Below are 26348 nucleotides of genomic sequence, written 5' to 3' on the forward strand. Positions count from 1 at the left end.
AAAAAATCCCTCGAGCAGCGGGGCTTATACGGGGTGGCGGCCGAGCCGGAATTCAATGGTTGCATGCTCATCGAACTCGCTCGCCTGGACGACCGACAGACCCTCCGCTCCCAATGCGCTGAGCCATGTCTGATACACGCCTTCGAGGAACGCAGGCGTCCAGCTAAGTGCCGCGGCGCCGAACCCCAGCAGCGGCGCACACGAGTGGGCGATGCGCAGGTACTCCGGCTCGTCCGACAGTTCGACATAGCCCCACTCCGTTTCCTGCCAGCACGCGTTCAACGCGTCGGCGAGATCGGCGGTCGAGCTGCACGGCGGCAAGGGGGCGGCTGCAGCAAACCGGCAACCGACGCGGTACATCAACTGACGCAGTTCACCTTGCCCGATCTGCGTTTCGAACTCCTCTGCCAGAGCAGTGAGCAAGCCTCGCCATTGAGGGGAAATCTGGCGCTGCAGCAGGTAGTCGAGGATAGGGACCATGTTTTCCGAAAAGGATGACCGTTTGCCGTCAAGCCGTCTCAAGACGGGTGCCTGGAACCGGACATCTGAAAGTGTTGCAGGTAAGGCGCGCGTTGCACGCGCCCGGCGGTTACTTTTACTGATGTTTCCCGATGAAAGGTGACCGACGCCTTGTTATACGCAGTCTACTGAATGAATTAACATTTCGCTACCATCGTTCTGCTAGGCGGTATATGGCTTTACGCACACTGCGAAGCAACAGATGCAAATCGGGCATCGATTTTTTGCCGATGCCCGATCTAAACCAGCGCACAACAGCATGAAGCCGGTCGATGACGTCAAAACGCGTCGCCTGGCGGCTGGCGCCAGACGCGCTGCGAGTGTTGTGCAGTTGCATCATCGGGCGGGGTGGCGCGTTGTTTTTGATTATGCTCAAGCAGCTAAAAACAAGCTTACTGTAAGTAATGGCCTCGGTTGCGTGGGCCTGCTGGCGTAAAGGTACGGCGCCATAAAGTTTGTTTGGGTCGTGGGCATTAATATTTGTCAGACAGTTGCCGTTATACATCGGCAGAGTGACGGGACTGGCCTGATATCTATCAATATGCTTTCCACCTCAACGCAACACATGACCGATGCCCATTTGCGTCACCGCTTTCATCGTCGTTCGTTGGATCAGCAGCGCCCGCTTTCGACCGTCATCATGGGTTTCACGGCCGTCGCCTCGTTGCTGTTTGTGCTGGCCCGGGGTCTGGTAGCCGGGCCGGCCGTTTCGCTGCCTTACCGGCTGGCCTGCATCGTCTGTCTGGCCTTGCTGGTGGCGGGCGTGCGCAACGCGCGCACCACCTGGTGGTTCGGCGCATGCGGTGTCGCTTACACGCTGGTGCTGGTGGTCGTGATTGCCCTGAACATCGCCGGTCTCGAACAGCCTTTGCTGTGGGCGCTGCCTGCGCTGCTGGTGATTCCGGTCTGTTCGGCGCCGCTCTGGTTGACGCCAACGCACTTTCTAGCCGGTACGGCGGTGTTCTATGCGGCAGGTATGCCGTTGCTGTTCCGGCAGCCACAGGTCCACGACGTCAACGTGGTGGCATGGCTGTGGGTGGCGATCGGCGTGCCGGCGGCGGTGGTGTTCCACCTCAGCTTCTACTGGTTCCGGCGCGATCATTTCCTGCTCGAGAACCGCCTTGCGCAACTGGCCGCAACCGATCCGCTGACCGGCCTGCAAAACCGCCGCGCCTTCATGGAGCAGGCCGAGCGGCGGCTCGGCGCGCTCGACAAGGAGGCCAAGGTTTGTGCAATCTTTGTCGACATCGACTATTTCAAGTCGTTGAACGACCAGTTCGGCCATGCGGTCGGCGACCAGACGCTCTACGAAGTCGCTCAGGTGCTGATGGACCAGACGGTCGCGCAAGACAGCGTGAGCCGCATCGGCGGCGAAGAGTTCGCTGTGTTGCGGCGCGATGGGCTCGCCTCCGCGCTCGAGCTGGCCGAGCGGCTGCGCGGCGCCATCTCCTGCATTGCGCGCCCGGATGGTTACGTGACGGCGAGCTTCGGCGTGGCGGAGCATCGCGCTGGCGAAAGCATCATGGCGCTGCTCGACCGTGCCGACGAAGCCCTGTTGCGCGCCAAGCAGTCGGGCCGCAACCGCGTCTGCGCGGAACGGGCGATTCCGTTCGATGCGTTGCAACTGCTGGGTCTGGGCGACCCGAGCGACCCGTCGGGAAACGCGCGGCCGCGTTGGGAGGACTACTATCTGACCTCGCATTTCCAGCCGCTCTATAGCTTGTCGCATCAGAAACAGGTCGGCTTCGAGGCGCTGTTGCGCGGCGAGCAGTCCGACGGCTCGCTGGTGCCGCCGGCCGTGCTGTTCGCGCCGCGGCCGCTTTCCGACGAGGGTGCGCTCGATCGCGCCAGTCACGCCGTCCACCTCGCCAATGCGCAACGGTTGATCCCCGATGAGGCGTGGGTTTTCCTCAATATCCTGCCCGCTACCTTCGTGGCCGAGGGCTATGCCGATCAGCTTGCCGGCATCGTGCGCTCGGCCGGCCTCGAGCCGGACAAGATCGTTCTCGAGATTCTCGAGTCGCATGGCGGCAGCGTCGATGAGATGTCACGCGCGGCGGCCCGCTATCGCGAGCACGGCTTTCTGATTGCGGTGGACGACTTTGGTGCCGGCCAGTCGAATCTGGACCGGCTGTTCCGCATCCGCCCGGACTTCGTCAAGCTGGATGGCGAACTGATCCGCGCGACGATTCCCGGCACGCAGCAGTCGATCCTGCCCAAACTGGTGTCGTTGCTGCATCAGGCAGGCATGCTGGTGGTGGTCGAAGGCGTCGAGACGACCGAGGAACTGATTCTGGCGGTCGAGTCGAATGTCGATTTCGCCCAGGGCTTTCTGCTGGGGCGGCCGGCCGCCGAGATCGCCCCGCCGGATTCGGTCAACCGCCTGATCGACCGCTCGTTCGATGTGATCGCGCAAGGCCGTGCGCATCTGCATGCGCTGTTCGAGAGCGAGGTGGAGCCGTACCGCTTCGCCTTGCGCAACGCGGCCGATGCCTTGCTCGCCGGCGTACCCATGGACAATGCATTCGCCGATCTGGCGCAGCAGGACCTTTGCATCAGTTGTTTTATCCTGGACGACCGGGGCCGGCAGATTGGCCCCGAGGTCACGGGCGTGGCGGGCGCGAATCTCGGTGATTCGCTGGAACCGGTGGCCGATCCGCGCGACGCGCGCTGGGATCACCGGCCCTACTTCAGAAACGCGGTCCTGCTGCCAGGGGTGCCGGTTGCCAGTAGTCCTTACCTGTCGCTCGCGAGCGGGCGGCCGTGTATCGCGGTGACCGTGGCGATCCAGTCGCCGGAGATGCGCTCGGTGGTGGGCACGGAACTGGACTGGTCCTCGCCGCATTTGCCGTGGCCGGCGAGCGAATAGGCGCTCAAGCGTGGTCGGCAGGTTCGACGCGAGGGGCTTGCGTCGAAGCGCGCACCACGAGTTTCGGCGCCGACGCCACGCACATCCGTGGCGCCTTCGCCGCAGCCCGGATGCCGCGCGGCGACGCCTCGATCAGTTCACGCAGCAAGGACACCGCCAGTTCAGCCGCTTCCACGGTCGGCACGGCGACGGTCGTCAGCGCGGGGCGTGACTCCTGGGCTAACTGAATATCGGTAATCCCAACTACCGAGAGATCCCGTGGCACCTGCAAGCCCAGATCGGCCGCGGCATGCAAGGCGCCGAGCGCGGGCAGGTCGTTGGTGGCGAAAATCGCGGTCAGTTGCGGATGCGCCTGCAGCAATTCGCGTGCGGCGCGATAGCCGTCCTGGGTGGTGTCCGGCGCGTAGCGCACCGGCGAGTCCGCGACCTCGAGCCCGGCGGCGCTCAGCGCAGCGAGAAAACCTTCATAACGCGCCGCATGGATGCCGGCCGCCTTGCTGCCGACGATGGCGCCAATCCGCCTGTGTCCCAGCTCCAGCAGATGCTGCCCGGCCAGCTCGCCGGCGAGCCGGAAATCGACCGCCACGCAGGGTAGGCCCGGCGGGTCGTGCGGACGCTCCCACATGCACAGCACGACCGGCGCGCCGCGAGCTTCGGTCTTGTGCAAATCGGCGAAGTCGAGATTCGCGTTCATTACCAGCACGCCTTCCGACAGTGTGCCGGCAATCTGTTCGAGGTACGCGCGGCCTGTCAGCGGATCTTCGTTCGTATTGCAGATGATAAGGAAGTGGCCGCTGCTGCGCGCCGCACGCTCGACCGCCAGCGCGAACTCCGGGTAGAACGGGTTGGCAATGCTCGAGACCATCAGCGCGATGGTCGGGGCGCGGCCCTCGGCGAGGGCCCGCGCGGCCAGGTGCGGCTGATAGCCGAGTGCTTCGACCGCGTCGAGCACGCGCTGCCGGGTCAGCGCGCCGACGCGGCCGCGATTGCGCAGTACGTTCGACACGGTCGCCGGTGTACAACCGGCGCGGCGCGCGACTTCGCTCAGGGTTGGCATGGTGTCATCACTATTTGGGACGGTTTCTCAAAATTTGCGTCCTGTCTCAAGGCGCGGCACCATTTGCCGCATAGACAGCACGATATCGGAGACGCTGCAGGCCCATTGATCGCACGCGGTCATTTTTTTTCGGCCACGCAGATTAAGCGCTTAATCTCCGACTTCGAGCCGATTAAATCACGGAGACGAAGCGATGGCGAGCATTTCGTTAAGAGGCGTCCAAAAGTCGTACGGCGACGGCGCACCAGTGATTCGCAATGTCGATCTGGAGATCGGCGAGAACGAGTTCTGCGTGTTTCTCGGCCCGTCGGGCTGCGGCAAGTCCACCTTGTTGCGCATGATTGCCGGCCTCGAGGACGTGAGCGACGGCGATCTGTCGATCGGCGGGCGGCTCGTCAACGACGTGCCTTCGGCACAGCGCGGCGTAGCGATGGTGTTCCAGAGCTACGCGCTGTTCCCGCATATGACCGTGTTCGAGAACATGGCCTTCGGCCTGAAGCTCGCTAAAACCCCCAAAGACGAAATCGAGCGCAAGGTGCGCGAGGCGGCGCGCATCCTGCAGCTCGAAGCGCTGCTGGAGCGGCGGCCCAAGGCCTTGTCGGGCGGGCAGCGGCAGCGCGTGGCGATTGGCCGTGCCATCGTGCGCGAACCGGGTGTGTTTCTGTTCGACGAGCCGCTTTCCAATCTTGACGCCACCTTGCGCGGCCAGACCCGGGTCGAGATCGCGCGCTTGCACAAGCAGTTTGCCAAGGCGAGCGTCGTCTACGTGACGCACGACCAGATCGAAGCCATGACACTCGCCGACAAGATCGTGCTGCTGCACGCCGGCAAGGACACCGAACGCTTCGGCAGCATCGCCCAGATCGGGGCGCCGCTCGAGTTGTATCACCGGCCGAAGAGCCGCTTCGTGGCGGGCTTCATCGGCTCGCCGCGGATGAATTTTCTGCCGGGCAAGGTGGCGGCGATCGATGCACGTGGCGTGAGCGTCAGGCTCGACGGCAGCTGCGAAAGCGTGCGCGTGAGCGTGGACGGCGCGGCGCTGGGTGTGGGGCAGGCGGTGACCTTTGGGGTGCGACCTGAGCATCTGGAGTTGGCCGAGGGCGCTTCTGTTGCATCTGCGTCTGCGGTTGCGGCGTCTGCGGAGGCGGGTGGGGCGGGCCAGCAGGCCGGTGACGTGGTGATCCGCGAAGGGGTGGCCGGCCCGCGGATCGCTAGTCCGACCGCTGATGAAACCTCGGTGCTGACGCGCACTGTCTCGCTCGTCGAGCAACTCGGCGAACACAGCTACGTCCATCTCGAAGAAGCCGACGGCGCCGTGCTGATTGCCAAGGCGCCCGGCGACACGCGCCTGCAGCAGGGCGATCGCGCAGCCTTCCGTGCGCCGGCCGCCGTCTGTCATCTGTTTACCGAAGACGGCCTGGCCGTCGCTTCGCTCGAATCCGTCGAACACTACGCATAAAGGATACTTGGATGCGCCTCGGAGTCTGCTATTACCCGGAACACTGGCCGGAATCGATGTGGGAAGACGATGCCCGCCGCATGAAAGCGCTCGGCATCGAGCAGGTGCGGATTGCTGAGTTCGCCTGGAGCCGCATGGAGCCGTCGCCAGGCGAATATGACTGGGGCTGGCTCGATCGCGCGATCGACGTACTCGGCGCGGCCGGCCTGCAAGTGGTGATGTGCACGCCCACCGCGACGCCGCCGAAGTGGTTGATCGACCGTCATCCGGACATTCTTCCGGTCGGCGCAGATGGCCGGCCAAGGACTTTCGGTTCGCGCCGTCACTACGATTTTTCGTCGCCGTCGTATTTCTCCGCGTCGGAGCGGATCTGCACGGCGCTGGCCGAGCGCTATGGCAAGCATCCCGCAGTCGCGTACTGGCAGACCGATAACGAGTTCGGCTGCCATCACACCGTGGTCAGCTATTCGCGGGCGGCGGTGGTGCGTTTTCGCGAGTGGCTGAAGGCGCGCTACGAGACTGTCGACGCCTTGAACCGCGCGTGGGGCACGGTGTTCTGGAGCATGGAATACCGCAGCTTCGACGAGATCGACGCACCGGTGGCGACCGTCACCGAGGCGCATCCGTCGCACCGGCTCGACTACCGGCGCTTCGCCTCCGACGAAGTCGCGCGCTACAACCGCATGCAGGTCGAGATCATCCGCGCCCATTCGCCGGGCCGGCCTGTAGCGCATAACTTCATGCAGTTGTTCACCGAATTCGATCACTACAAGGTTGCGGCCGATCTCGATGTGGCCGCGTGGGACAGCTATCCGCTCGGCGCACTCGAGGAGCAGTGGTTTGCGCCTGAGATCAAGGCGAAGTGGCTGCGCACCGGTCATCCGGATTTCGCCTCGTTCAATCACGATGTCTATCGCGGCATGTCGAAGCTGCCGTTCTGGGTGATGGAGCAGCAGCCGGGGCCGGTCAACTGGGCGCAATGGAATCCGGCGCCGCTGCCGGGCATGGTGCGCCTGTGGAGCTGGGAGGCGTTCGCGCACGGTGCGGGCTGCGTGTCGTATTTCCGCTGGCGGCAGGCGCCGTTTGCCCAGGAGCAGATGCATGCGGGTTTGAACACGCCCGATAACCGTCTGGATGTCGGCGGCAGCGAAGCAGCCCAGGTGGCGGAGGACATCCGCGCTGTGCTGGCGGCGCAGGCCGATGCGAACGCGACCATCCGCTCGAAGGTCGCGCTCGTCTATGACTACGAGGCGAAGTGGCTGTTCGAGATTCATCCGCAGGGGGCGGACTTTCACTATCCGCGCTTTGCGTTCGAGTATTACTCGGCGCTGCGCGGGCTCGGTCTGGATGTCGACGTGGTGCCGGTGAACGCGCCGCTCGATGGTTATCAAATGATCGTCGTGCCGCCGCTGCCGGTGGTGCCCGCTGACTTTGCCGAGCGGCTGGCTCGCTCGGGTGCGCAGGTCGTACTTGGGCCGCGTACCGGTTCGAAAACGGCGGATCTGCAAATTCCCGCCGCGTTGCCGCCGGGGAGCCTCGCCGCGCTGATGCCGGTGCGGGTATGGCGTGTCGAATCGCTGCGGCCCAACGTGACCGAACCGGTGCAGATTGCCGGCAGTGCGAGTCTCGAAGACGGCGTGGGGCGGCATTGGCGCGACTTCGTCGAGCTCGATGCGTCGCGGCACGCGGCACTGGAGATTCGCGCCCGTTTTGCCGATGGTCACCCCGCCTATGTTTGCAGCGGCGCGATGCACTACTTTGCGAGTCTCTTCGACGACGCGCTGACCACGCGGCTCTTTGCAGCTATCGCCCGCGAAGCCGGTCTCGCTGTGGTGGCGCTCGGCGACGACGTGCGTATCAGCCGGCGCGGCGCGTTGACGTACGTATTCAACTACGGCGAGCAGATCCACACGCTCGCCGAGGTGGCCGACAGCGCGTTCCTGATCGGCTCGCGGGAGATCGCCCCGCAAGGCGTGGCGGTTTATCGATCCAATCAGGTTTGCAGCACCTGTTGAAGCACCCTGGCAGCACCCCGGCACTACCGAAAACCACGTAAAAACCAAGGAGACAGGCATGAGATTCAAACTTCGCAAGGTTCTGGTTGCCGTCGCGCTGACTGCAGCCACCGCGGCGGCATCGATGGCCGGCAGCGCGCAGGCGGGCACGCTCGCGATCAACATCGCGTTCAAGGGCGCCAGTCAGCGGGCGGTCTGGCAGCAGGTGATCGACGAATTCAAGAAGGCCCATCCAGGCACCGATGTCAACGTGTCGTTTATCGACGAAGAAGCCTACAAAGTGCAACTGCCAGGCTGGTTGTCCACAGTCGCGCCCGACATCGTGAACTGGCATGACGGCGAGCGGATGGCATATTACGCACAGCGCGGCCTGTTCGAAGACCTGAGCGGCGACTGGAACAAGAACGGCTGGAACAGTACCTATGCCTCGACGAAGGAAGCCTCTTCGTATAAGGGCAAGCAGTACGCGGCGCCGACCGTCTACTACTCGTGGGGGATGTTCTACCGCAAGGATCTGTTTCAGAAGGTCGGGATCGCGGACGAGCCGAAAACATGGGATCAGTTTCTCGACGCCTGCAAGAAGCTGAAGGCCGCTGGCATTACGCCGATCGCCGTGGCCGGCCGCGATGCGTGGACGCTGGCGGGCTGGTTCGACTATCTGGATCTGCGCCTGAACGGCAACGCCTTTCACCAGAAGCTGATGGCAGGCGAGGTGCCGTACACCGATCCGCGCGTGAAGAAGGTCTACACCACATGGAAGCAACTGATCGACGACGGCTACTTTATCGACAATTCGCTCTCCTACGATCTGGATGCGGCACAGCCGTTCCTGTTCCAGGGCAAAGCCGCGATGATGCTGATGGGCACCTTCATCACCGGTGGCTTCCCGGCGAACGTGAAACCGGAGATGGGCTACTTCCAGTTCCCGATCATCGACGCGAAGGTGCCGACTGCCGAAGACGGGCCGGTCGAGTCGCTGCATATCCCCTCGAAGGCGAAGAACAAGGCCGACGCGCACGCGTTCCTCGCCTTTGTCGAAACGCCGGAAATCGGCGCGCAGCTTGCGACGGGACTTGGTTCGTTGTCGGCGAACAGCAAGTCGCCGGAACCGGAGGATCCTATTTCGAAGATCGGCTTCCAGATTCTGGCCAACACGAAGGGCGGCATCGCGCAGTTCTACGATCGTGATATGACCAAGGAGATGGCCGACGAGGGGATGAAGGGCATGCAGCAGTTCATCGCGGATCCTTCGAAGCTCGACGACGTGCTGGCGCAACTCGAGCAGACGCGCCAGCGCATCTACAAGAAGTAAGTGTGATGTAGAAGTGAGCGCGGGCGGCCTCGAGCCGCCTGCGCCCGATCGAGATTGAGCAGGAGACTTGCCGTGGTTCACTCCGTCAGCCGTCAATCCATTCCCGGCAATGCCGGGCAGGGCGCCTCGGGTCCGTCGGGTGGCGCCGCGCCTTCTGCCGCACCGCGTGCGTCGACGCGCCGGCGGGGTCCGTCGCCCACCGCGCGCCGGCAACGGCGTGCCGCCTTCCTGTTCCTCGCCCCCGCTTGCGTGATGGTGGCGATCTACGTGGTCTGGCCGATTCTCTCGACCATCCGCATCAGCTTTTTCAACTGGGACGGCATGACCGATCCCAGCTTCGTGGGTCTCGCGAACTATGTGGAGCTGTTCCATGCACGGACTTTCTACACCGCGCTAAAGAACAATCTGATCTGGCTGTTGCTGTTCCTGCTGGCGCCGCCCATGGGGCTTGCAGTCGCGCTGTATCTGAACCAGGCCGTGGCAGGCATCCGCATCGTCAAGTCGCTGTTCTTTGCACCGTTTGTGCTGTCGGGCGTAGTGGTCGGGCTGATGTTCTCGTGGTTCTACGATCCGACCTTCGGCCTGCTGGCGTTGATACTGGGGCACGGCGTGCCGGTGCTCGGCGATGCGCGCTACGCGACGCCCGGCATCATCTTTGCGGCGCTTTGGCCGCAAACCGCCTACTGCATGATTCTGTATCTGACGGGCCTGACTTCGCTGAACTCAGAGCAGGTCGAGGCGGCGCGCATGGAAGGCGCGCACGGCTGGTCGATGCTGTGGCATGTGATCCTGCCGCAACTGCGGCCCACCACGTTCATGGCGATCGTCGTCACGGTGATCGGTGCGTTGCGCAGTTTCGACCTGATCTCGGTGATGACGGGGGGCGGTCCGTTCGAGAGTTCCACCGTGCTGGCGTATTACATGTACGACCAGGCGATCAAGTACTACCGGATCGGCTATTCCGCAGCGATTGCGGTGGTGCTGTTTGCGATCATGCTGGTCTACATCGTCTATCACCTGCGGCGGATGCTGCGCGCTGAGCAATAAGGAGGCCGATATGTATCCGATGCCGATTGCCAAATGGAAGCCGACCTCACGCCGGTTGTACAAGCTGTCGCTGCCGGTGGCGCTGCTGATCTGGCTGCTGCCGTTGATCGCCGTTTTGATTACCTCGGTGCGCTCGTCCGATGAACTGAGCGAAGGCAACTACTGGGGCTGGCCGAGGCAATTCGCGATGTGGGCCAATTACCGTGACGCGCTGACCACCTCGCCGATGCTGCATTACTTCTGGAACAGTGTGCTGATCACGGTGCCGGCGGTGATTGGTTCGATCACGCTGGCGGCAATGGCGGGGTTCGCGCTGGCGATTTATCGGTTTCGCGGCAATAGTACGTTGTTTGCCACCTTCGTGGCGGGCAACTTCGTGCCGGTGCAGGTGCTGATGATTCCGGTGCGCGATCTGTCGTTAAAGCTGGGCTTGTTCAATACCGTTGGCGCGTTGATTCTGTTTCATGTGGCGTTTCAGACCGGCTTCTGCGCGTTGTTTCTGCGTAACTTTATCAAGCAGTTGCCGTTCGAACTCGTCGAGGCTGCGCGGATCGAGGGGGCCAACGAGTGGACTGTGTTCTTCAAGATCGTTTTGCCGTTGATTCGTCCGGCACTCGCGGCGCTTGCCATTCTCGTGTTCACGTTCGTGTGGAATGACTATTTTTGGGCGCTGTGTCTGACGCAGGGCGATGAGGCGGCGCCGATCACGGTTGGCGTGGCCGCGTTGAAGGGGCAGTGGACGACGGCCTGGAATCTGGTGTCGGCGGGGTCCATTCTGGCCGCGTTGCCTTCGGTGGCGATGTTCTTTGCCATGCAAAAGCATTTCGTCGCGGGGCTGACGTTTGGTGCGACGAAGGGGTAGCTACTGGGACTTTCTCTATGCGCTGAGATCGAATCGATGTTCCGTGTTCTCCCCCGAGAGGGTTGCCCGCTGACGCGGGCTTTTTTGTCGGTACCTGACGTTGCTCTGTCCCATCGTTGCGATTGCCCTTATCCATTTGGACGATATGGCTATCGATCTACTGACTACATAAAATGATCAGTTCTTCGAAAAAAATCAGGCAACTTTGCAACTCGAACTTCAATCCGTCGATTCATCGCTAGAACCCGCGCAACGCTTTTCGGAGATTGCCTACCGTGGAGTTTAGTGGGACTTAAGTCACCTTGATTCGTTTACCTTCAAGGTGGACCTCGGGCTGGGTAGTGACGTCACGGTACTCGTCCTGTTCTCATGCCATTGCTTTTCGCACAGCTTTCAGTGGGACGAGCGGCCTCGTCATGCGATTCCGGCTCACGAGATCTACTACGACGGTAAGGGGCGTCGAGTTTTGGACCCGCAGCGATACGAACTGTCACGCCGGTTCTTGCGGCACATCGTCTCCAATCTTTCTAACCGACACATCACTGTCGCCGACGAGAAGCAGCCGAACTTCGTCACGCTCGAGCAAATGAATGCGGACGGCACCACCTCGCTCTATGCGATCTTTTTCGAGGTTAAGAAGGACAACAGCCGCAGGCGTCGCCTCATGCTGCGCGTACAGTCTGCATATGTGCTGGACCATGGACTGACACGCGACGTCAGATGAAGGGAGGGAAGGTTGCGTTCGAGACCCTATTGCGCGTTACTTACCTTGGGAAGCAGATTCGCCGTTAGGATGCTCAGAAAGACCAACGGCCACCTTTCGGTGGCCGTCGCATGCGGGGCTCTCTATCCGTTTTTCAACAGAATTCCCACTCCAGGTGGGACCCGGTTGCCCGGGCGGCGCTACGTTTTTCGCACCCGCTTGTACGTAGTCTTTAGGTACAAATCTAAGCGCCGCCGTGTCCTGAGGTCAAGCTACGCGGTCTTTCCTCTGAAGAAAGTATCCAGATTTTCGCACACCCGGCACTCAAAAAAATCGAGAAATCTAACTTGACAGTATTTGACCTGTCAGATAATCTTCGCTCCAACGATCAAGGAGCCGATGATGGACCACTACACGAAGGAAAGCTTTTCGACTGGGGCGAGCATTGGTTTCTCTATCAACAAGGCGCGCAACGTCATGGTGTCCGAGATGGACAGCGCGTTGAAAGATCTGGATATCACCACGCAGCAAATGGGCATCCTGTTGTCCTTGCAACGCGGCATCGCCGGTACGCCGTTCGAGCTGTCGAAGTTGCTGGGTATCGACACCGGCCTCATGACCCGCATGCTCGACAAACTGGAAACCAAAGGCTTGCTGGAGCGCTCGCGCAACCTCGAAGATCGCCGGGTGGTCAACCTGACGCTCACGAAGAAGGGCCTCGAGGTTGCGGACAAGGTTCCCAACGTCGCGCCCACCGTGCTGAATGCACGCCTCAAGCATTTTACGAAAGAAGAGTTCAAAGAGTTCGGCCGCCTGCTCAACAAATTCCTCGGAGATTGAGCGGCATTTTTTTACCTATATATCTGACAGGTCAGAAAATGAAATTGCAGCTAAATGAAAGGATAGTCGGCACACGTTTCGCGAAGGCCGGTATAACGCTCATCTGCGCAGCCGTGCTGTCGGCATGCGCGAACTATGCGGGCATCTCGAGCGACAAGCAGATGGCGCAGCCCCAGAGTTTCGCGAGCCAGCAGAGCATTCCGGCGGACCACGGCCGCTGGCCGGCGGCCGATTGGGCCGACCAGTTCGGCGATGCTCAACTCAAGGCGTTGTTGGCTGAGGCGCTGCAGGGCAGCCCGACGCTCGAACAAGCGCGGGCCCGTGTGGCTGCTGCCGCGGCCTATACGGAAACCGCAAAGTCGAGCACGCTGCCGAACGTTGGCGCCAGCTACACACTGACTCGCGAGCAGTACTCGGGCAACGCTCTGATCCCACCGCCGTATGGCGGCTCATGGCAGACGGAAAACGAGGGGCTGCTGTCGGCCTCGTACGACCTCGATCTGTGGGGCAAGAATCGCGAAGCGCTCAAGGCGTCGATCTCGCAGTTGCAGGCGAGCAAGGCGGATGCCGAGGTCGTCAAACTGACGCTCACCTCAGCCATTGCCCGCGACTACAACCAACTCGCCCGTCTGTACGCATTGCGCGACATTGCACAACAGGAAGTCGGGCAGCGCGAGCAGATCGACCGCATCACGGCCGGCCGTATCGCCAACGGGCTGGATACTGAAGTGGAGCGCAAGACCGCCCAGGCCAACCTTGCGAGCAGCCGGGCCACGCTGGCTTCGCTTGACGGCAGCATCGTCACGACGCGCTATCAACTGGCCGCGCTTCTCGGCGCCGGTCCCGACCGTGGTCTGTCGATCGCCCGGCCGACGCTCGGCATCGGCGACGAGGTGCGGCTGCCCGATAACCTTCCAGCCGATCTCGTGAGCCGCCGCCCGGATCTGGTCGCGGCCCGCTGGCGCGTCGATGCCCTCACGCACGACGTGAAGGAAGCCAAGGCCGAGTTTTACCCCGACATCAACCTGAGTGCCGCTATTGGTCTCGATGCCTTCGGTTTCGGCCGATTTCTGACGGCGGCTAGCCGCACCGCCAACGCCGGACCGGCGGTTCATCTGCCGATCTTCGACGGCGGCGAACTGCGGGCGCAGTTGAAAGGGCGTTACGCCGACTTCGACAATGCGGTGGCCGGTTACAACCAGACGCTCGTCACGGCGCTGTCGGAAGTTGCCACGCAGCTTGCACAGATTCGTTCGACCGACGCCCAGCTCGTCGATGCGGAAGCTGCGCAGGATGCCGCGCGCAGTGCCGACCAGTTGGCGCTCACGCAATACAAGGGTGGTCTCACGAACCAGCTCACGGTGCTGAACGCCGATACCAATGCGCTCGCCGCCGACGAGGCAGTGGCCAATCTAAAGATGAACCGCCGCGACCAGCAGATCGCACTCGCTCAGGCGTTAGGCGGTGGCTATACCGAGGACGCCAGCGCAAGCAGCGAGATCAATGCGGGCACGAGCGCGAGCATTGCCGCGAGCGGCACGGCCGCCCCTTCCGTCATTCGAACCAACCCGATCGTCGCTGCGCGCTAAAGCGCTTGCCGCGACACACCTTCATTCTTTGCCAGGAGTCATTGAAATGAGCGATACCACCACCGAGCGCGCGACGGCACAAGTCGAACCCCGCGAGCAAGCCGAACGAGCCGGGCAAGCCGACCAGCAGAACCCAGGCAAGCGCAAGTTGATGTTGACGCTGCTGGCAGCCGCTGTTGTTGCCTCCAGCGTAGCCTATGGCGCGTACTACTTCACGGTCGGGCGCTTCCACCAGTCCACCGACGACGCTTATGTCAGCGGCAACCTCGTGCAATTGACCCCGCAGGTCACCGGCACGGTGGTCGCCGTCAATGCGGACGATACGCAGATCGTCAAGCAGGGCGACCCGGTGGTCACCCTCGACGGCGCCGATGCCAAAGTCGCACTCCTGAGCGCGGAAGCGACGCTCGGCCGGACGGTGCGGCAGGTGAGCGGCATGTACGTGAACAACGATTTCTACGCAGCCAACATCGCCCAGCGCGAGTCCGACCTGGCGCGCGCGAACGACGACCTGAAGCGCCGCGAAGCAGTGGCCAGCACGGGAGCGGTATCGGGCGAAGACATCGCCCATGCTCGCGACTCGGTAAGCTCCGCCGAAGCCGCACTCGAAGCCGCGCGTCAGCAGGCCGAAGCCAATCACGCGCTGACCGATCGCACGACCATTGCCGAGCATCCCGATGTGCAGGCCGCCGCCTCGAAGTTGCGCGACGCCTACCTCAGTTACGCGCGCAACACCTTGCCTGCACCGGTTACGGGCTATGTCGCGCAGCGTTCGGTGCAGGTCGGCCAGCGGGTCGCTCCAGGCACGCCGCTGATGGCCATCGTGCCGCTCGATGGAGTATGGGTGGACGCGAACTTCAAGGAAGGCCAACTACGGCACATGCGCATCGGACAACCCGTCACGTTGACGGCCGACGTCTACGGTTCCAGCGTCAAGTATCACGGCAAGGTGGTGGGTTTTTCGGCCGGCACCGGCGCGGCCTTCGACGTGTTGCCGGCGCAAAACGCCACCGGCAACTGGATCAAGGTAGTGCAACGCCTGCCGGTGCGCGTGCAGCTCGACCAGCACGAGCTCGAGGCTCATCCTTTGCGGATTGGCCTGTCGATGCAGGTCGACGTGAACACACAGGACGAATCGGGCACGCAGTTGGCCGCTGCGACGAACACGTCATATCGCACCGATGTGTTCGCTCAATACGGCGCCGCCGCGGATGCGGAAATCGCGCAGATCATCGCGCAGAACACGCCGCTTGGCCGCAGCGCAGCCGTGGGTGCTCCGCAAAAGACCGTCTCTCGCCGCGATGCCGAACGCAACGCCGGTTGACACGAATCCCCATGCATAGGCTCACGAATTTTTTTGCCCAATTAGCTGACAGGTCAGATAGAAATCCGATTCCTCTGACCATCGCCCCTTCTGAACGGTGATGAAATGAATCAATCGACCCAACCCGCCGCACCCGCGCCGCTCTCCGGCGGCAAACTGGTGCTGGCGACGCTTGCGGTGGCGCTAGCCACCTTCATGAATGTGTTGGACTCCTCAATTGCCAATGTCGCGATTCCGACGATCTCCGGCAACCTCGGCGTGTCGGTGGACGAGGGTACCTGGGTCATCACGCTGTTTGCCGCCGCCAACGCGATTTCGATTCCGCTCACGGGTTGGCTCACGCAGCGGGTCGGGCAGGTGAGGCTCTTCGTCTGGGCGATCCTGCTGTTCGTGCTGTCCTCCTGGTTGTGCGGCATGGCGCCGACGCTGCCCGTGCTGCTCGCCGCGCGGATCGTGCAAGGGGCGGTGGCGGGTCCGCTGATTCCGCTGTCGCAGGCGATTTTGCTGGGTTCATATCCGAAGGAAAAGAGCTCGCTCGCGCTTTCCCTATGGGCGATGACGGCGACTGTCGGCCCGATTGCCGGCCCGGCATTGGGCGGCTGGATTACCGACAGTTATTCATGGTCGTGGATCTTCTATATCAACGTCCCGGTGGGCATCTTCGCGGCGGGCGTCACTTGGGCGATCTATCGCGACCGGGAAACGCCGACCAAGCGTTTGCCGATCGACAAGGTGGGGCTGCTGTCGCTGATCGCCTGGGTCGGTTCATTGCAGGTGATGCTCGACAAAGGCAAGGATCTCGACTGGTTCAATTCGCCAGTGATTATCGCGCTGACCGTGTTTGCGCTGATCAGCTTCGTCTTCTTCCTGATCTGGGAGCTGACCGAGAAGAATCCGATCGTCAATTTACGTCTGTTTGCGGGCCGCAATTTTCTGGGCGGCACGGTGGCGATTTCAGTGGCGTATGCGGTGTTCTTCTCGAACCTCGTGCTGTTGCCGCAGTGGATGCAGGAGTATCTGAACTATCGTGCGGTGGATGCGGGTCTTGTCACCGCGCCGCTTGGTATCTTCGCTGTGTTGCTTGCGCCGGTTATCGCGAAGCTCATGCCGAAGTCCGATGCGCGGGTGCTCGCCACGCTGGCGTTCGTCGGCTTTGCGGGTGTGTTCTTCATGCGCTCCGGCTACACCACGGGCGTGGATACCTGGACGCTGGTGTTGCCGACTTTGCTGCAAGGTTTCCCGACCGGTTTCTTCTTCGTGCCATTGACCGCGATCATTCTCTCGGGGCTGCCGGCCGAGAAAATTCCAGCGGCGGCTGGCTTGTCGAATTTCGTACGCGTATTTGCCGGCGCAGTGGGAACGTCGCTGGCGGGCACCGGCTGGAACAACCGCACCATCCTGCATCATGCGCGTCTCGCCGAACAGACAAGCATCGATAATCCGACTTTTGTTGCATCGCTGAACGCATTGCATACGACGCTTGGCGGCGGCACCCAGCAGGCCCTTGCGTTCTTCGAGCGTTCGCTCGATGCGCAAGCCGCCATGCTCGGGCTCAATGACATCTTCTGGCTGTCAGCGGTGATTTTCGTCGCGATCATTCCGCTGATCTGGGTGACGAAGCCGGGCAAGGGCAGTGCTGATGCGGCAGCGGCTGCTGCACATTGATCCGGTGCATGGGCTGGGCTGCGGCGCGTGCTGGCACGCGCCGCTTAATGCTTCTTTAGGTACCAGATTGCATAGCTCGCGACCAGCGCGACTTTGCACACGCACTCGATCAACGAGAGCGTGAACAGCTCATGTGAGATCGCGTATTCGAACGGCAGCGTAGAGGCGACCGCGAGTACGCTCGCGCCGCACAGAAACGCAAACACCGGACGCGCGTAGCGCACTCCAAAAAAGGCAGCCGCGCCTGCCGCAAGCAGCAGGCATTTGGCGAGCAGCAGTGCGGCGATGCGTGTTGTTCCATCGCCGGGGCTGACCTCCCAAGGCGTTTCGATGAGCGACCAGACGCACACGAGCGCAATGAAAACCTGCATGGCACGCAGCGCGAGCGACGCGGGCTCGCGTTGCGTCTTTGCAGCGTCCACGGGCGCGCGGCGCATATGACCGTCCCATGTATCTTCAATGTTCATGAGTTTCTCCGTCGTTCAACCGTGCGGTGTACGCAGTCTGCTTGATATAAGACGGCAACCCAAATTAAATTTTGTCAAATGCCGCGATAAAAGTCTCGGTTTGTTGTTCCGAAGTTGCAAACGGTAGTTGTGTGTCAGGGGAGTGACAGATTGGCGGAGCACTCGTTTAGTGTGACTAATCGGTGCGAGTACCCATTGCGGGCAGAAGCGTGGTCAGCGTAGCCGGCGTGATAGCAAGCTGACGCGAGCAGCGAGTCCGGCGTCGTGTGGGACCGGTTTCGCGCTCGCGTGCTTTCGGGCGGGGTGTTATTCGAGCGCGGCCGCTGGGCCAAAGAACTCGTAACGGCTTTGTTTTTCCGGAACGCCAATGGTCTTCAGGTGCTGCTTCACCGCTTTCATGAAGGCGACCGGGCCGAGGAAATAGACATCCACGTCACGCGTTTGCGGCAACCATTCCTTGAGTCGCGCCGCGTCGAGGTAGCCGGTTGCATCGGCCTCAGGATCGCCCGTGCGTTGTTCTTCATAACAATAGAAGCGCTTGAGTTGCGGATGGCGTGCAGCCAGCGCGTCGATCGTTGCACGGAACGCGTGCACGCCGCCGTGACGCGCCGAGTGAATGAAGTGCACTGGGCGCTGCGTTTCAAGTGCGGCCTGCAGCATCGGCAGAGTCGGCGTAATGCCGACACCGCCGCTGATCAGCACCAACGGTTTCTCGCTCGGGACGAGTTTGAAGTCACCAGCCGGTGCGAACAGTTCGAGCGTGTCGCCTTCGTTGACCTGCGCATGCAGATGGTTCGACACCTTGCCGTTGGGCTCGCGCTTCACGCTGATGCGATATTCGTGGCCATTGGCCGCTGCCGAGAGCGAATAGTTGCGGCGCACTTCTTCGCCGTCGATCACGAGCCGCACGCCAATGTACTGGCCGGGTTCGAACGCGAGCACGGGGCCGCGGTCGGCAGGGCGCAGGTAGAACGAGGTGATTTCATCGCTTTCCCGCACTTTGCGTGCGACGCGGAAGAGCCGCGTGCCGCGCCATCCGCCGGGAGCCGCTTCGCGCTGCGCGTACATCTGCTCTTCGAGTCCGCTTAGCAGGTCGGCGAGTTGTTGATACGCGGCGGCCCATGCTTCGATCACCGCATCGGTGGCGATTTCCGCACCGAGCACTTCGCGGATGGCCCGCAGCAGGCATTTGCCGACCAGCGGATAGTGCTCGGGCAGGATATTCAGCGCGACGTGCTTGTTGACGATCTGCGCGACCAGACCGCCGAGCTGTTCGAGCTGGTCGATATGGCGCGCGTACATCAGCACGCCATTGGCGAGGGCACGCTGTTGTGCGCCGCTCGCTTGATTCGCGGCGTTGAAGAGCGGCCGGACCTCGGGATGCTCGCTCATGAGCAGCTTGTAGAAGTGGGTGATGAGTGCTTCACCGCCGCTTTCGAGGAGGGGGACGGTGGCTTTGACGATGGCGCGGTGTTCAGCGGAAAGCATGATGCGGATTCCTGTTTCAGTTGAGGTTCAGCCGTGTGCAGGCTGCGGCTATCTCTATCCATCTTTCGTGCCAGGTGTAAAATTCATTTAAATCAATTATTTAAAATATTGAATGGTCCATTCGACTCTAGTCAGACCGACTGCGTCGGAGGTCGGAATGACTGCGCGTGCCTTGCTGGACGCGCTGACGCCGCTGATGCAGGATCTGTCGCGCGACCTCTCCGATACCGAGCGCTATCGCCGCCTGCTGAGCAGCCTGCGCGCGCTGTTTCCCGGTGACGCGGCGGCGTTGCTGCGTCTCGAGGGCGACACCCTGGTGCCGCTCGCGATCGACGGCTTGAGCAGCGATACGCTCGGGCGCCGCTTTCGCGTGAGTGACCATCCGCGCTTTGCGCAACTGCTGTCGCGCGCGGAGCCGACCCGCTTTGCGGCGGACTCTGAACTGCCCGATCCGTACGACGGACTCGTGCAAGGTGTGGCCGGCCAGCTCGAGGTTCACGACTGCCTTGGCTGTCCGCTCTTTATCGGCGGGCTGCCATGGGGACTGCTCACGCTCGATGCGCTGGACCCGGCGCGCTTCGACGATCTCGACATGGCTTCGCTGCAGGCCTTTCTGAGCCTTGCCGCTGCGACCGTCAGTGTTGTGGAGCGGCTCGACACGCTTGCGCGAACCGGTGAAGAGGAACGCAGCCGCGCAGAAGCGTACCGGCAGGCGAGCGGGCAGAGCCGCCGCGAAATGATCGGCAGCAGCGCGTCGCATAAACATCTGATGGAAGAGATCGAAGTCGTCGCCGGCAGCGATTTGACGGTGTTGGTGACCGGTGAGACGGGCGTCGGCAAGGAACTGGTGGCCAATGCGATTCATGCGCTGTCGGCGCGGGCCAACAAGCCACTGATCAGTCTGAACTGCGCGGCCCTGCCGGATACCCTCGTCGAAAGCGAACTGTTCGGCCATGTGCGCGGCGCGTTCTCCGGCGCGTCCGCGGACCGGCGCGGCAAATTCGAACTGGCCGATGGCGGTACGCTGTTTCTCGATGAGGTGGGCGAGTTGCCGCTCGCTGTGCAGGCCAAGCTCTTGCGTGTGCTGCAGAACGGCCAGTTGCAGCGGATCGGCTCGGACCACGAGCACAAGGTCGATGTGCGGCTGATCGCAGCGACTAACCGCGATCTTGCTGAGGAAGTGCGCGCCGGGAGGTTTCGCGCGGACTTTTATCACCGGCTCAGCGTGTATCCGTTGCGGGTGCCGCCGTTACGCGAGCGGGGCAAGGACGTATTGCTGCTGGCGGGCTTTTTCCTCGAAGAAAACCGCTCGCGGCTCGGCCTGTTGAGCTTGCGTCTGGCGGCCGATGCGCAAGCGGCGCTGTTGCGCTATCCGTGGCCCGGGAATGTGCGCGAGCTCGAACATCTGATAGGGCGAAGCGCGCTCAAGGCGCTGGCTGTCAATCGGGAAAGGCGGCGCATCCTGACCTTGAGCGCGGCGGATCTGGCGCTCGCCGTGCCGGCTGAGGTGGCGGGCGAGGCAGCTGTTGAAGCGGGTGCCCCGCAACCCGTTGGCGCAGATTTTCGCAGCGCAGTGACCGCGTTCGAGCGGACCATGGTGCTCGACGCGCTCGCGCGCCACAACCAGAACTGGGCCGCCGCGGCCCGCGAGCTAGGTCTCGATCGTGCGAACCTCAACCGGCTGGCCAAACGGCTTGGCTTGAAATAGGTTCAAGCGGGCATCTTGCGGAAAGCGATCGCGAAGCGGTTCCAGCTATTGATCGCGGCGATCAGCAAGGTCAGATCGACCAGCTCTTCATCGCTGAAATGTGGCTTCACCGCTTCCCATACCGCATCCGGCACGTGCGCTTGGGAGACCAGTGTGACGGCCTCGGTCCATTCGAGTGCGGCGCGTTCGCGCTCGGTGAAGAACGGCGTTTCGCGCCATACCACGACGGTGGCGAGACGACGTTCGGTTTCGCCGCCTTTGCGGGCGTCGGTGGTATGCATATCGACGCAGAACGCACAGCCGTTGATCTGCGAGGCGCGCAGGCGCACCAGTTCAGCGAGCGACTTTTCGATGCTGCTCTTGCCGATGCGTTCTTCCATGGCGAGCAGCGTTTTGATTGCGTTCGGGCTAGCTTTATAGAAGTCGAGACGGGCGTCCATGATTCGTTCCTCAGGTTCGGTCGATGCGCCGGATGGCGCGACATGAGGAAGATTAGGCGTTTCACTGGCGTTCTTAAATAGCCAATTTTCCGCATTTTTAGGGTACCAGTTGTGCGGGTGGATTGAGTGGCCGCAAGCCGGACCTGTGCGTTCAGCGGGCTTGCTGTAACACCCCTGCGAGCCGCTGCAGCGCGGTGTCGATATCCTCTGCGCTAGTCCCGCCGTAGCCGAAAATCAGCCCCTGCCGCTTCGGCTCGCTCGTGTAGAACGCCGCAATGCCGTACAGGCCGACCGAGGCTGCTTCGGCAGCGGCGGCGATCAATGGGGCTTCTTCGAGACCCGCCTTGAGCAGGGCGGTCAAATGGATGCCCGCGGCGGACGGTAGCGGTTCGAGCCACTGTGCCAGCGCACCGTGCAAATGACTGAGCAGCATCTGGCGACGCGCCGCATAGTGCTTATGGATGCGCCGCAGATGCCGCGCGAAGTCGCCGTCGAGCATGAAGCGCGCTAGCGCGGTCTGAGTAAGCGTGCAGGTGTGCCAGTCGCCAATCTGCTTGGCTTTCTGCAGCGCGACATTCAGCGAGCGAGGTGGCACCACATAACCGATGCGCAACTCGGGAAAGATGGTCTTCGAAAAGGTGCCGACATAGGCGACAAGACCGGCACGATCGAGACTCTTGAGCGATTCCATCGGCCGCCCCTCGAAGCGGAATTCGCAGTCGTAGTCGTCTTCGACAATGACCACGTGGTGTTTCTCGGCCCATTCGAGCAGTTCGACGCGACGCTCGAGGCTCATCGGCATACCAAGCGGAAACTGATGCGAGGGCGTGACATAGACGAGCGCCGCGCGGCACGGCAGCTTCGCGGTGATGAGGCCATGCGCATCGACGGGGACGCCGACCACGCTCGCGCCTAGCGCTGCGAAGGCCGCTCGGGCGGGTGGGTAGCCGGGGTCCTCCATGGCGACGATATCGCCAGGCTTCACCACTACCCGTGCGAGTAGATCCAGTGCCTGCTGCGCGCCCTGAGTGACGATCACATCTTGCCAGCTACATGACACCGCGCGACTGAAGGCGACGTAGCGTGAAATGCCCAGGCGCAGTTCCTGTTCGCCGCCAGGGTCGCGGTATTCGCCGCGGCTGCGTGCCTGCACGCGCACTGCATGATTGACGCAGCGCCGCCAGGCGTCGAACGGGAACTGGGTCTTGTCGGTCACGCCGCCACGAAAATCGAACGGCAGCGCTGGGCGGTACTGTGGCATCGACAGGGCCTCGGGAACCTCGGCCCAGACTGAGTGCGCGGAGGCCAGATCGGCGGTGTCTGTGGTATCGGCGGCCGCGGCGGCTGTCTGGGTTGTTGCGGCGCCCCGTGCTTGCCCGGCGCGGTTCGGTACGCGGCTGAGACCGTCGGCGACAAAGGTGCCGTCACCGGGGTGCGCACGCAGATAACCTTCGGTGATCAGCCGCTCGAATACTTCGAGGGTGGTCTTGCGCGACACGCCGAGTTGGCCGGCGAGGTCGCGGGTGGAGGGCAGGCGCTCGCCGCTTGCCAGCCGGCCGTCGATGATGCCCGCGCGCAACTGGCGATAGATCTGGCCCGTCAGATCCTGACGGCCATGGATGCTGATTTGCATGTCCAAGGCAGCGGTGACCTCGTGTGAAGAAACACCCGACATTCTGGCATGCCGGCCGTAGTGGACGGCAGGCCTTGTTTGACCGTACGATCATTCTGGATAAACACGTCATTGGCCGTTGAGGAGCGGCCTCGCATCCGTTCTGCCGACTTGCATTCTGATCGATCCCACGCTCCATCCCTGCTGGGAGCCTCGCTTGTTCAACTCAATGTTCGGAGCCTTCGATGACGGTCTATCTTCTTGCCTTGCTGATTGGCGTAGTGGCTGGCCTGCGCGCAATGACGGCGCCCGCAGCCGTGAGCTGGGGCGCGTACCTTGGCTGGTTGCCTTTGCAGCACACCCCGCTGGCATTTCTGGGCTTCGCGGTGACGCCTTATATCCTCTCTGTGCTGACAATCGGCGAACTGATTACCGACCAGTTGCCGACAACGCCGAGTCGCACGGTGCCGATCCAGTTCGGCGCCCGGCTCGTCAGTGGCGGGTTGTGCGGGGCTGCCGCGGGTGCGCCGCATAACGCGATGATTGCCGGATTGATCGCGGGTGCGATCGGCGCGGCAATCGGCACGTTCGGTGGGGCGAGGGCCAGAGGGTGGCTGGCGGCAGCCATGGGCCGGGATCTGCCGGCCGCCATCATTGAAGACATCGTCGCGATTGGCGCCGCAGCGTTGATTGTGGCGACCCTCGCGTAAGGTGGAAAGCGGCGGCGTGCGCCGTGCCGCCGTCATTGCATCACGCGCGCTGCCGGCGGTTGTGGACGAAACGCCAGAGCCCGCTCACCAGCAGCGAGCCGACGCCGAGCCCGACGCCGAGCAGAACGATCGAGCTCATGTGGTCGCGCACCACCGGCACATTGCCGAACAGGTACCCGGCCGCCACCAACGACACGATCCACAACGCGGCGCCCGCAACGACGAACGAGGTGAAGCGTGCGAAGGTCATCTGCGAGACTCCCGCAACGAACGGCGCGAAAGTGCGCACCACGGCGATAAACGGCGAGAGCAGAAAGGTCAGGCCGCCGCGCGCTTCGTAAAAGGCGTGGGCCTTCTGCAGGGCGTGCTTGTCGAGCCACCGATACTCGGCGGTGTAGACCTTCTCGCCGATCGCCCGGCCAATCAGGAAGTTGACGATGCTGCCCGCCACGGTCGCTGCAAACAGCACGGGAATTACCAGCCAGACATTGAGCGCACCGGTGGCCGCGAATGCGCCGCAGATGAAGATCAGTGGATCGCCAGGCAGGAAGAACAGCGGCAGGAAGCCGATCTCGACGAAGATGATGGCGAATAGCATCGCATAGACGGCGGTGCCATATTGCGCGATTAGTCCGCCGAGGTTGCGGTCGAAGTGCAGGGCGACCTGCAGGAGGTGCATCAGATCCATCTTGAGTGTTGGCTGTTTAGATAGCGGGAGTGTAGCGCCGCGGGCGTGCCGGCAGCAGGGTTTTCGCTGTGTTGTGCAAGGTTGCGAGCATGGCGAGTGAGTGGTACAAGAAGGGCGCGAGAAGGGCACAAGAAGGGCGAGCCCTGCGTTGTGCCTGTTCGTTTTGCCGCTGCGATGTCAAGATTCAGGGTGGATGCATCCTGCGAGGAGGATGCGCGGACCTTATCGTTTTGACCGGGAACTCATGCAGGACTCTTTTGCCTTCACTTTTCGCTTTGCGGTGCCGGACGATATCGAGGCCGTGCGCGCTATCGAATACGAAGCGGCGCAGCGCTTCGTGACGGTCGGCATGACCGGCATTGCCGATGCCCAGCCGATGAATGCGTCTTTCGTGCGCCGCAAGATCGAGGCCTCGGAGATTATCGTTGCGGTGGATTCACAGGCGCGCTGCGGCGCGTTTGTGATGTTCGCGCCGCTTGCGACGCGCTTCTATATCGAGGAACTCGATGTGCTTACCGCCTGGGCGGGCAGACGCATCGGCGCGGCGCTGATCGAACAGGTGGACCGGCTGGCAGCCGAAGCGGGAGCCCAACAACTGGTGCTGTCCACGTTTCGCGATGTGCCGTGGAATGCGCCGTACTATCAGCGGCTGGGGTTTGGCGTGATGGACGCAGCGCAACTCGACGCGAAGTTGCAGGCGATTCGCGCATCGCATGTGGCCCACGGGCTCGACGAATCGAAGCGCGTTTTTATGTGCCGAGATGTGACGGCGGCGAGCGCGGCCGGATAACACTCCGGTCGGGCCCGCCGCATGTCTTAAGCCTGCTTGTGGCTTGTGCCGCTGCTTATTCAGCCGCGTTCAGCCAGCTTATTCCATCCGCTTATTCCACGGTTTCCAGCGCCGGATAGTCCGTATAGCCGGTTTCGCCTGCCGCATAGTACGTAGCCGGATTCGGCTGGTTGAGCGGGGCATCCAGTTCAAAACGGCGCGGCAGATCCGGGTTGGCGATGAACAGCTGGCCCCATGCCACCGCATCCGCTTCACCGGCGTCCAGCACGTGCTGCGCGGATTCCTTGGTGAATTTCTCGTTGGCAATGTACGGGCCGCCGAACGCCGCCTTCAACTGCGGGCCGATGCGGTTGTCGCCGAGGGCTTCACGTGCCGCGATAAACGCAATCTTGCGCTTGCCCAGTTCGCGTGCCACATAGCCGAAGGTCGCTGCAGGGTTCGAATCGCCCATGGTGTGTGCATCGCCACGCGGTGCGAGGTGCATGCCCACGCGCTGCGCGCCCCACACTTCGATACACGCGTCGGTCACTTCGAGCAGCAGGCGAGCGCGGTTTTCGATCGAGCCGCCGTAGGCGTCCGTGCGCTGGTTGGTGCTGTCCTGCAGGAACTGGTCGAGCAGATAGCCGTTTGCGCCGTGCACCTGGACGCCGTCGAAACCGGCTGCCTTGGCATTGACGGCGCCCTTACGGTAGGCGTCGACGATACCGGCGATTTCAGCGAGCTCGAGCGCACGCGGCGTCACAAAGGGGCGCTGCGGACGCACGTGGCTCACGTGCCCTTGAGGTGCAATCGCGCTCGGCGCAACCGGCAGTTCGCCGTTCAGAAAGACCGGGTCCGAGACGCGGCCGACGTGCCACAACTGCAGGAAGATCTTGCCGCCGGCAGCGTGAACCGCGCTGGTGACGAGCTTCCAGCCTTCAACCTGTTCCTGCGACCAGATGCCCGGCGTGTCGGCATAGCCGACGCCCTGCGGCGTGACCGAGGTGGCTTCGCTGATGATCAGGCCGGCCGAGGCGCGCTCGGCATAGTACCTGGCCATCAAGGCGTTCGGCACGCGGATGTCGCCGGCGCGCTGACGCGTCAGCGGCGCCATGATGATGCGGTTTTTCAGCGTGAGATCGCCAATCTGAAGCGGGTCAAAAAGAGTCGGCATAAGAGGTCACCTTTCCTGGCGGGCACATGGC

General features: G+C 62.6%; 23 protein-coding genes. 14 read left to right on the forward strand and 9 right to left on the reverse strand.

What is annotated here, in order from left to right:
- Positions 1–24: 24 nt before the first annotated feature.
- Both bcsD and BLQ92_RS39245 read right to left on the reverse strand, forming a co-directional pair.
- Positions 25–480, reverse strand: a complete 456-nt coding sequence (gene bcsD, locus BLQ92_RS06975) for a cellulose biosynthesis protein BcsD (RefSeq protein WP_090682809.1) — start codon at positions 478–480, stop codon at positions 25–27.
- Between the two features lie 187 nt (positions 481–667).
- Positions 668–1024, reverse strand: coding sequence for a hypothetical protein (locus tag BLQ92_RS39245; RefSeq protein WP_143016521.1), 357 nt, complete (start codon positions 1022–1024; stop codon positions 668–670).
- 36 nt (positions 1025–1060) lie between these two features.
- Here BLQ92_RS39245 and BLQ92_RS06980 point away from each other — a divergent pair, with 36 nt between their 5' ends.
- Positions 1061–3388: a bifunctional diguanylate cyclase/phosphodiesterase gene (locus BLQ92_RS06980; protein ID WP_090682811.1), complete on the forward strand. Its 2328-nt coding sequence runs from the start codon at positions 1061–1063 to the stop codon at positions 3386–3388.
- Positions 3389–3392: 4 nt separating this feature from the next.
- On the opposite strand, the gene BLQ92_RS06985 is transcribed toward BLQ92_RS06980, so the two are convergent.
- Positions 3393–4445, reverse strand: coding sequence for a LacI family DNA-binding transcriptional regulator (locus BLQ92_RS06985; protein WP_090682813.1), 1053 nt, complete (start codon positions 4443–4445; stop codon positions 3393–3395).
- Between the two features lie 193 nt (positions 4446–4638).
- Between BLQ92_RS06985 and BLQ92_RS06990 the strand changes: the two genes are divergently transcribed.
- The 10 genes from BLQ92_RS06990 (at position 4639) to BLQ92_RS07035 (ending at position 17261) form a co-directional block, all read left to right on the forward strand.
- Positions 4639–5904, forward strand: coding sequence for an ABC transporter ATP-binding protein (locus BLQ92_RS06990; protein ID WP_090682814.1), 1266 nt, complete (start codon positions 4639–4641; stop codon positions 5902–5904).
- An 11-nt stretch (positions 5905–5915) separates the two neighbouring features.
- Positions 5916–7919 carry a beta-galactosidase gene (locus BLQ92_RS06995; RefSeq protein WP_090682816.1) on the forward strand — a complete coding sequence of 668 codons (2004 nt, stop codon included), beginning with the start codon at positions 5916–5918 and terminating at the stop codon, positions 7917–7919.
- A 58-nt stretch (positions 7920–7977) separates the two neighbouring features.
- Positions 7978–9231, forward strand: a complete 1254-nt coding sequence (locus BLQ92_RS07000; RefSeq protein ID WP_090682818.1) for an ABC transporter substrate-binding protein — start codon at positions 7978–7980, stop codon at positions 9229–9231.
- Positions 9232–9303: 72 nt separating this feature from the next.
- Positions 9304–10278, forward strand: a complete 975-nt coding sequence (locus tag BLQ92_RS07005; protein ID WP_175772108.1) for a carbohydrate ABC transporter permease — start codon at positions 9304–9306, stop codon at positions 10276–10278.
- A gap of 10 nt (positions 10279–10288) precedes the next feature.
- Positions 10289–11140: a carbohydrate ABC transporter permease gene (locus BLQ92_RS07010; RefSeq protein ID WP_090682822.1), complete on the forward strand. Its 852-nt coding sequence runs from the start codon at positions 10289–10291 to the stop codon at positions 11138–11140.
- 322 nt (positions 11141–11462) lie between these two features.
- Positions 11463–11864 carry a hypothetical protein gene (locus BLQ92_RS07015; protein ID WP_244259647.1) on the forward strand — a complete coding sequence of 134 codons (402 nt, stop codon included), beginning with the start codon at positions 11463–11465 and terminating at the stop codon, positions 11862–11864.
- A gap of 381 nt (positions 11865–12245) precedes the next feature.
- Complete coding sequence (locus BLQ92_RS07020; protein WP_090682824.1) at positions 12246–12683, forward strand: MarR family winged helix-turn-helix transcriptional regulator; 438 nt, start codon at positions 12246–12248, stop codon at positions 12681–12683.
- Positions 12684–12721: 38 nt separating this feature from the next.
- On the forward strand, positions 12722–14272 hold the full coding sequence (locus BLQ92_RS07025; protein ID WP_090682826.1) for an efflux transporter outer membrane subunit: 1551 nt from the start codon (positions 12722–12724) through the stop codon (positions 14270–14272).
- A gap of 46 nt (positions 14273–14318) precedes the next feature.
- Entirely contained in the window at positions 14319–15596 is a 1278-nt protein-coding gene (locus BLQ92_RS07030; RefSeq protein ID WP_090682827.1) for an HlyD/EmrA/EmrK family protein, read from the forward strand.
- A 105-nt stretch (positions 15597–15701) separates the two neighbouring features.
- Positions 15702–17261, forward strand: coding sequence for a DHA2 family efflux MFS transporter permease subunit (locus tag BLQ92_RS07035; protein WP_090682829.1), 1560 nt, complete (start codon positions 15702–15704; stop codon positions 17259–17261).
- A gap of 44 nt (positions 17262–17305) precedes the next feature.
- On the opposite strand, the gene BLQ92_RS07040 is transcribed toward BLQ92_RS07035, so the two are convergent.
- Together BLQ92_RS07040 and hmpA are read right to left on the reverse strand one after the other, a co-directional pair.
- A complete protein-coding gene (locus BLQ92_RS07040) occupies positions 17306–17728 on the reverse strand; it encodes a hypothetical protein (RefSeq protein WP_090682832.1) in 423 nt (140 codons plus the stop codon).
- Between the two features lie 306 nt (positions 17729–18034).
- Positions 18035–19216: an NO-inducible flavohemoprotein gene (gene hmpA, locus BLQ92_RS07045; protein ID WP_090682834.1), complete on the reverse strand. Its 1182-nt coding sequence runs from the start codon at positions 19214–19216 to the stop codon at positions 18035–18037.
- Positions 19217–19328: 112 nt separating this feature from the next.
- Here hmpA and norR point away from each other — a divergent pair, with 112 nt between their 5' ends.
- Positions 19329–20924 carry a nitric oxide reductase transcriptional regulator NorR gene (norR, locus tag BLQ92_RS07050; RefSeq protein WP_090682836.1) on the forward strand — a complete coding sequence of 532 codons (1596 nt, stop codon included), beginning with the start codon at positions 19329–19331 and terminating at the stop codon, positions 20922–20924.
- Between the two features lie 2 nt (positions 20925–20926).
- Here the strand turns inward: norR and BLQ92_RS07055 are convergent, their stop codons facing one another.
- Positions 20927–21364, reverse strand: coding sequence for a carboxymuconolactone decarboxylase family protein (locus tag BLQ92_RS07055; protein WP_090682837.1), 438 nt, complete (start codon positions 21362–21364; stop codon positions 20927–20929).
- A gap of 151 nt (positions 21365–21515) precedes the next feature.
- Entirely contained in the window at positions 21516–23003 is a 1488-nt protein-coding gene (pdxR, locus tag BLQ92_RS07060) for a MocR-like pyridoxine biosynthesis transcription factor PdxR (RefSeq protein WP_090683003.1), read from the reverse strand.
- Between the two features lie 218 nt (positions 23004–23221).
- On the opposite strand from pdxR, the gene BLQ92_RS07065 reads away from it, so the two are divergent.
- A complete protein-coding gene (locus BLQ92_RS07065; RefSeq protein WP_090682838.1) occupies positions 23222–23686 on the forward strand; it encodes a DUF4126 domain-containing protein in 465 nt (154 codons plus the stop codon).
- 40 nt (positions 23687–23726) lie between these two features.
- Here BLQ92_RS07065 and BLQ92_RS07070 read toward each other — a convergent pair whose 3' ends face one another.
- A complete protein-coding gene (locus BLQ92_RS07070) occupies positions 23727–24374 on the reverse strand; it encodes a VTT domain-containing protein (RefSeq protein ID WP_090682840.1) in 648 nt (215 codons plus the stop codon).
- 244 nt (positions 24375–24618) lie between these two features.
- On the opposite strand from BLQ92_RS07070, the gene BLQ92_RS07075 reads away from it, so the two are divergent.
- Positions 24619–25164: a GNAT family N-acetyltransferase gene (locus BLQ92_RS07075; RefSeq protein WP_090682842.1), complete on the forward strand. Its 546-nt coding sequence runs from the start codon at positions 24619–24621 to the stop codon at positions 25162–25164.
- 91 nt (positions 25165–25255) lie between these two features.
- On the opposite strand, the gene BLQ92_RS07080 is transcribed toward BLQ92_RS07075, so the two are convergent.
- Positions 25256–26317: an alkene reductase gene (locus BLQ92_RS07080; protein ID WP_090682844.1), complete on the reverse strand. Its 1062-nt coding sequence runs from the start codon at positions 26315–26317 to the stop codon at positions 25256–25258.
- Positions 26318–26348: the final 31 nt, after the last annotated feature.

The organism is Paraburkholderia phenazinium (genome assembly GCF_900100735.1).
GTDB classification, from domain to species: domain Bacteria; phylum Pseudomonadota; class Gammaproteobacteria; order Burkholderiales; family Burkholderiaceae; genus Paraburkholderia; species Paraburkholderia phenazinia.

Bases quoted from the DNA above. Each gene is read 5' to 3' on its own strand.
- BLQ92_RS07075 (WP_090682842.1), top strand. From the start codon at position 24,619: ATGCAGGACTCTTTTGCCTTCACTTTTCGCTTTGCGGTGCCGGACGAT.
- BLQ92_RS07030 (WP_090682827.1), top strand. From the start codon at position 14,319: ATGAGCGATACCACCACCGAGCGCGCGACGGCACAAGTCGAACCCCGC.
- BLQ92_RS39245 (WP_143016521.1), bottom strand. From the start codon at position 1,024: ATGTATAACGGCAACTGTCTGACAAATATTAATGCCCACGACCCAAAC.
- BLQ92_RS06995 (WP_090682816.1), top strand. From the start codon at position 5,916: ATGCGCCTCGGAGTCTGCTATTACCCGGAACACTGGCCGGAATCGATG.
- BLQ92_RS06990 (WP_090682814.1), top strand. From the start codon at position 4,639: ATGGCGAGCATTTCGTTAAGAGGCGTCCAAAAGTCGTACGGCGACGGC.
- BLQ92_RS07020 (WP_090682824.1), top strand. From the start codon at position 12,246: ATGGACCACTACACGAAGGAAAGCTTTTCGACTGGGGCGAGCATTGGT.
- BLQ92_RS07010 (WP_090682822.1), top strand. From the start codon at position 10,289: ATGTATCCGATGCCGATTGCCAAATGGAAGCCGACCTCACGCCGGTTG.
- BLQ92_RS07080 (WP_090682844.1), bottom strand. From the start codon at position 26,317: ATGCCGACTCTTTTTGACCCGCTTCAGATTGGCGATCTCACGCTGAAA.
- BLQ92_RS07065 (WP_090682838.1), top strand. From the start codon at position 23,222: ATGACGGTCTATCTTCTTGCCTTGCTGATTGGCGTAGTGGCTGGCCTG.
- BLQ92_RS07000 (WP_090682818.1), top strand. From the start codon at position 7,978: ATGAGATTCAAACTTCGCAAGGTTCTGGTTGCCGTCGCGCTGACTGCA.
- BLQ92_RS07055 (WP_090682837.1), bottom strand. From the start codon at position 21,364: ATGGACGCCCGTCTCGACTTCTATAAAGCTAGCCCGAACGCAATCAAA.
- BLQ92_RS07070 (WP_090682840.1), bottom strand. From the start codon at position 24,374: ATGGATCTGATGCACCTCCTGCAGGTCGCCCTGCACTTCGACCGCAAC.
- hmpA (WP_090682834.1), bottom strand. From the start codon at position 19,216: ATGCTTTCCGCTGAACACCGCGCCATCGTCAAAGCCACCGTCCCCCTC.
- bcsD (WP_090682809.1), bottom strand. From the start codon at position 480: ATGGTCCCTATCCTCGACTACCTGCTGCAGCGCCAGATTTCCCCTCAA.
- norR (WP_090682836.1), top strand. From the start codon at position 19,329: ATGGTCCATTCGACTCTAGTCAGACCGACTGCGTCGGAGGTCGGAATG.
- BLQ92_RS06985 (WP_090682813.1), bottom strand. From the start codon at position 4,445: ATGCCAACCCTGAGCGAAGTCGCGCGCCGCGCCGGTTGTACACCGGCG.
- BLQ92_RS07040 (WP_090682832.1), bottom strand. From the start codon at position 17,728: ATGAACATTGAAGATACATGGGACGGTCATATGCGCCGCGCGCCCGTG.
- BLQ92_RS07035 (WP_090682829.1), top strand. From the start codon at position 15,702: ATGAATCAATCGACCCAACCCGCCGCACCCGCGCCGCTCTCCGGCGGC.
- BLQ92_RS07025 (WP_090682826.1), top strand. From the start codon at position 12,722: ATGAAATTGCAGCTAAATGAAAGGATAGTCGGCACACGTTTCGCGAAG.
- BLQ92_RS06980 (WP_090682811.1), top strand. From the start codon at position 1,061: ATGCTTTCCACCTCAACGCAACACATGACCGATGCCCATTTGCGTCAC.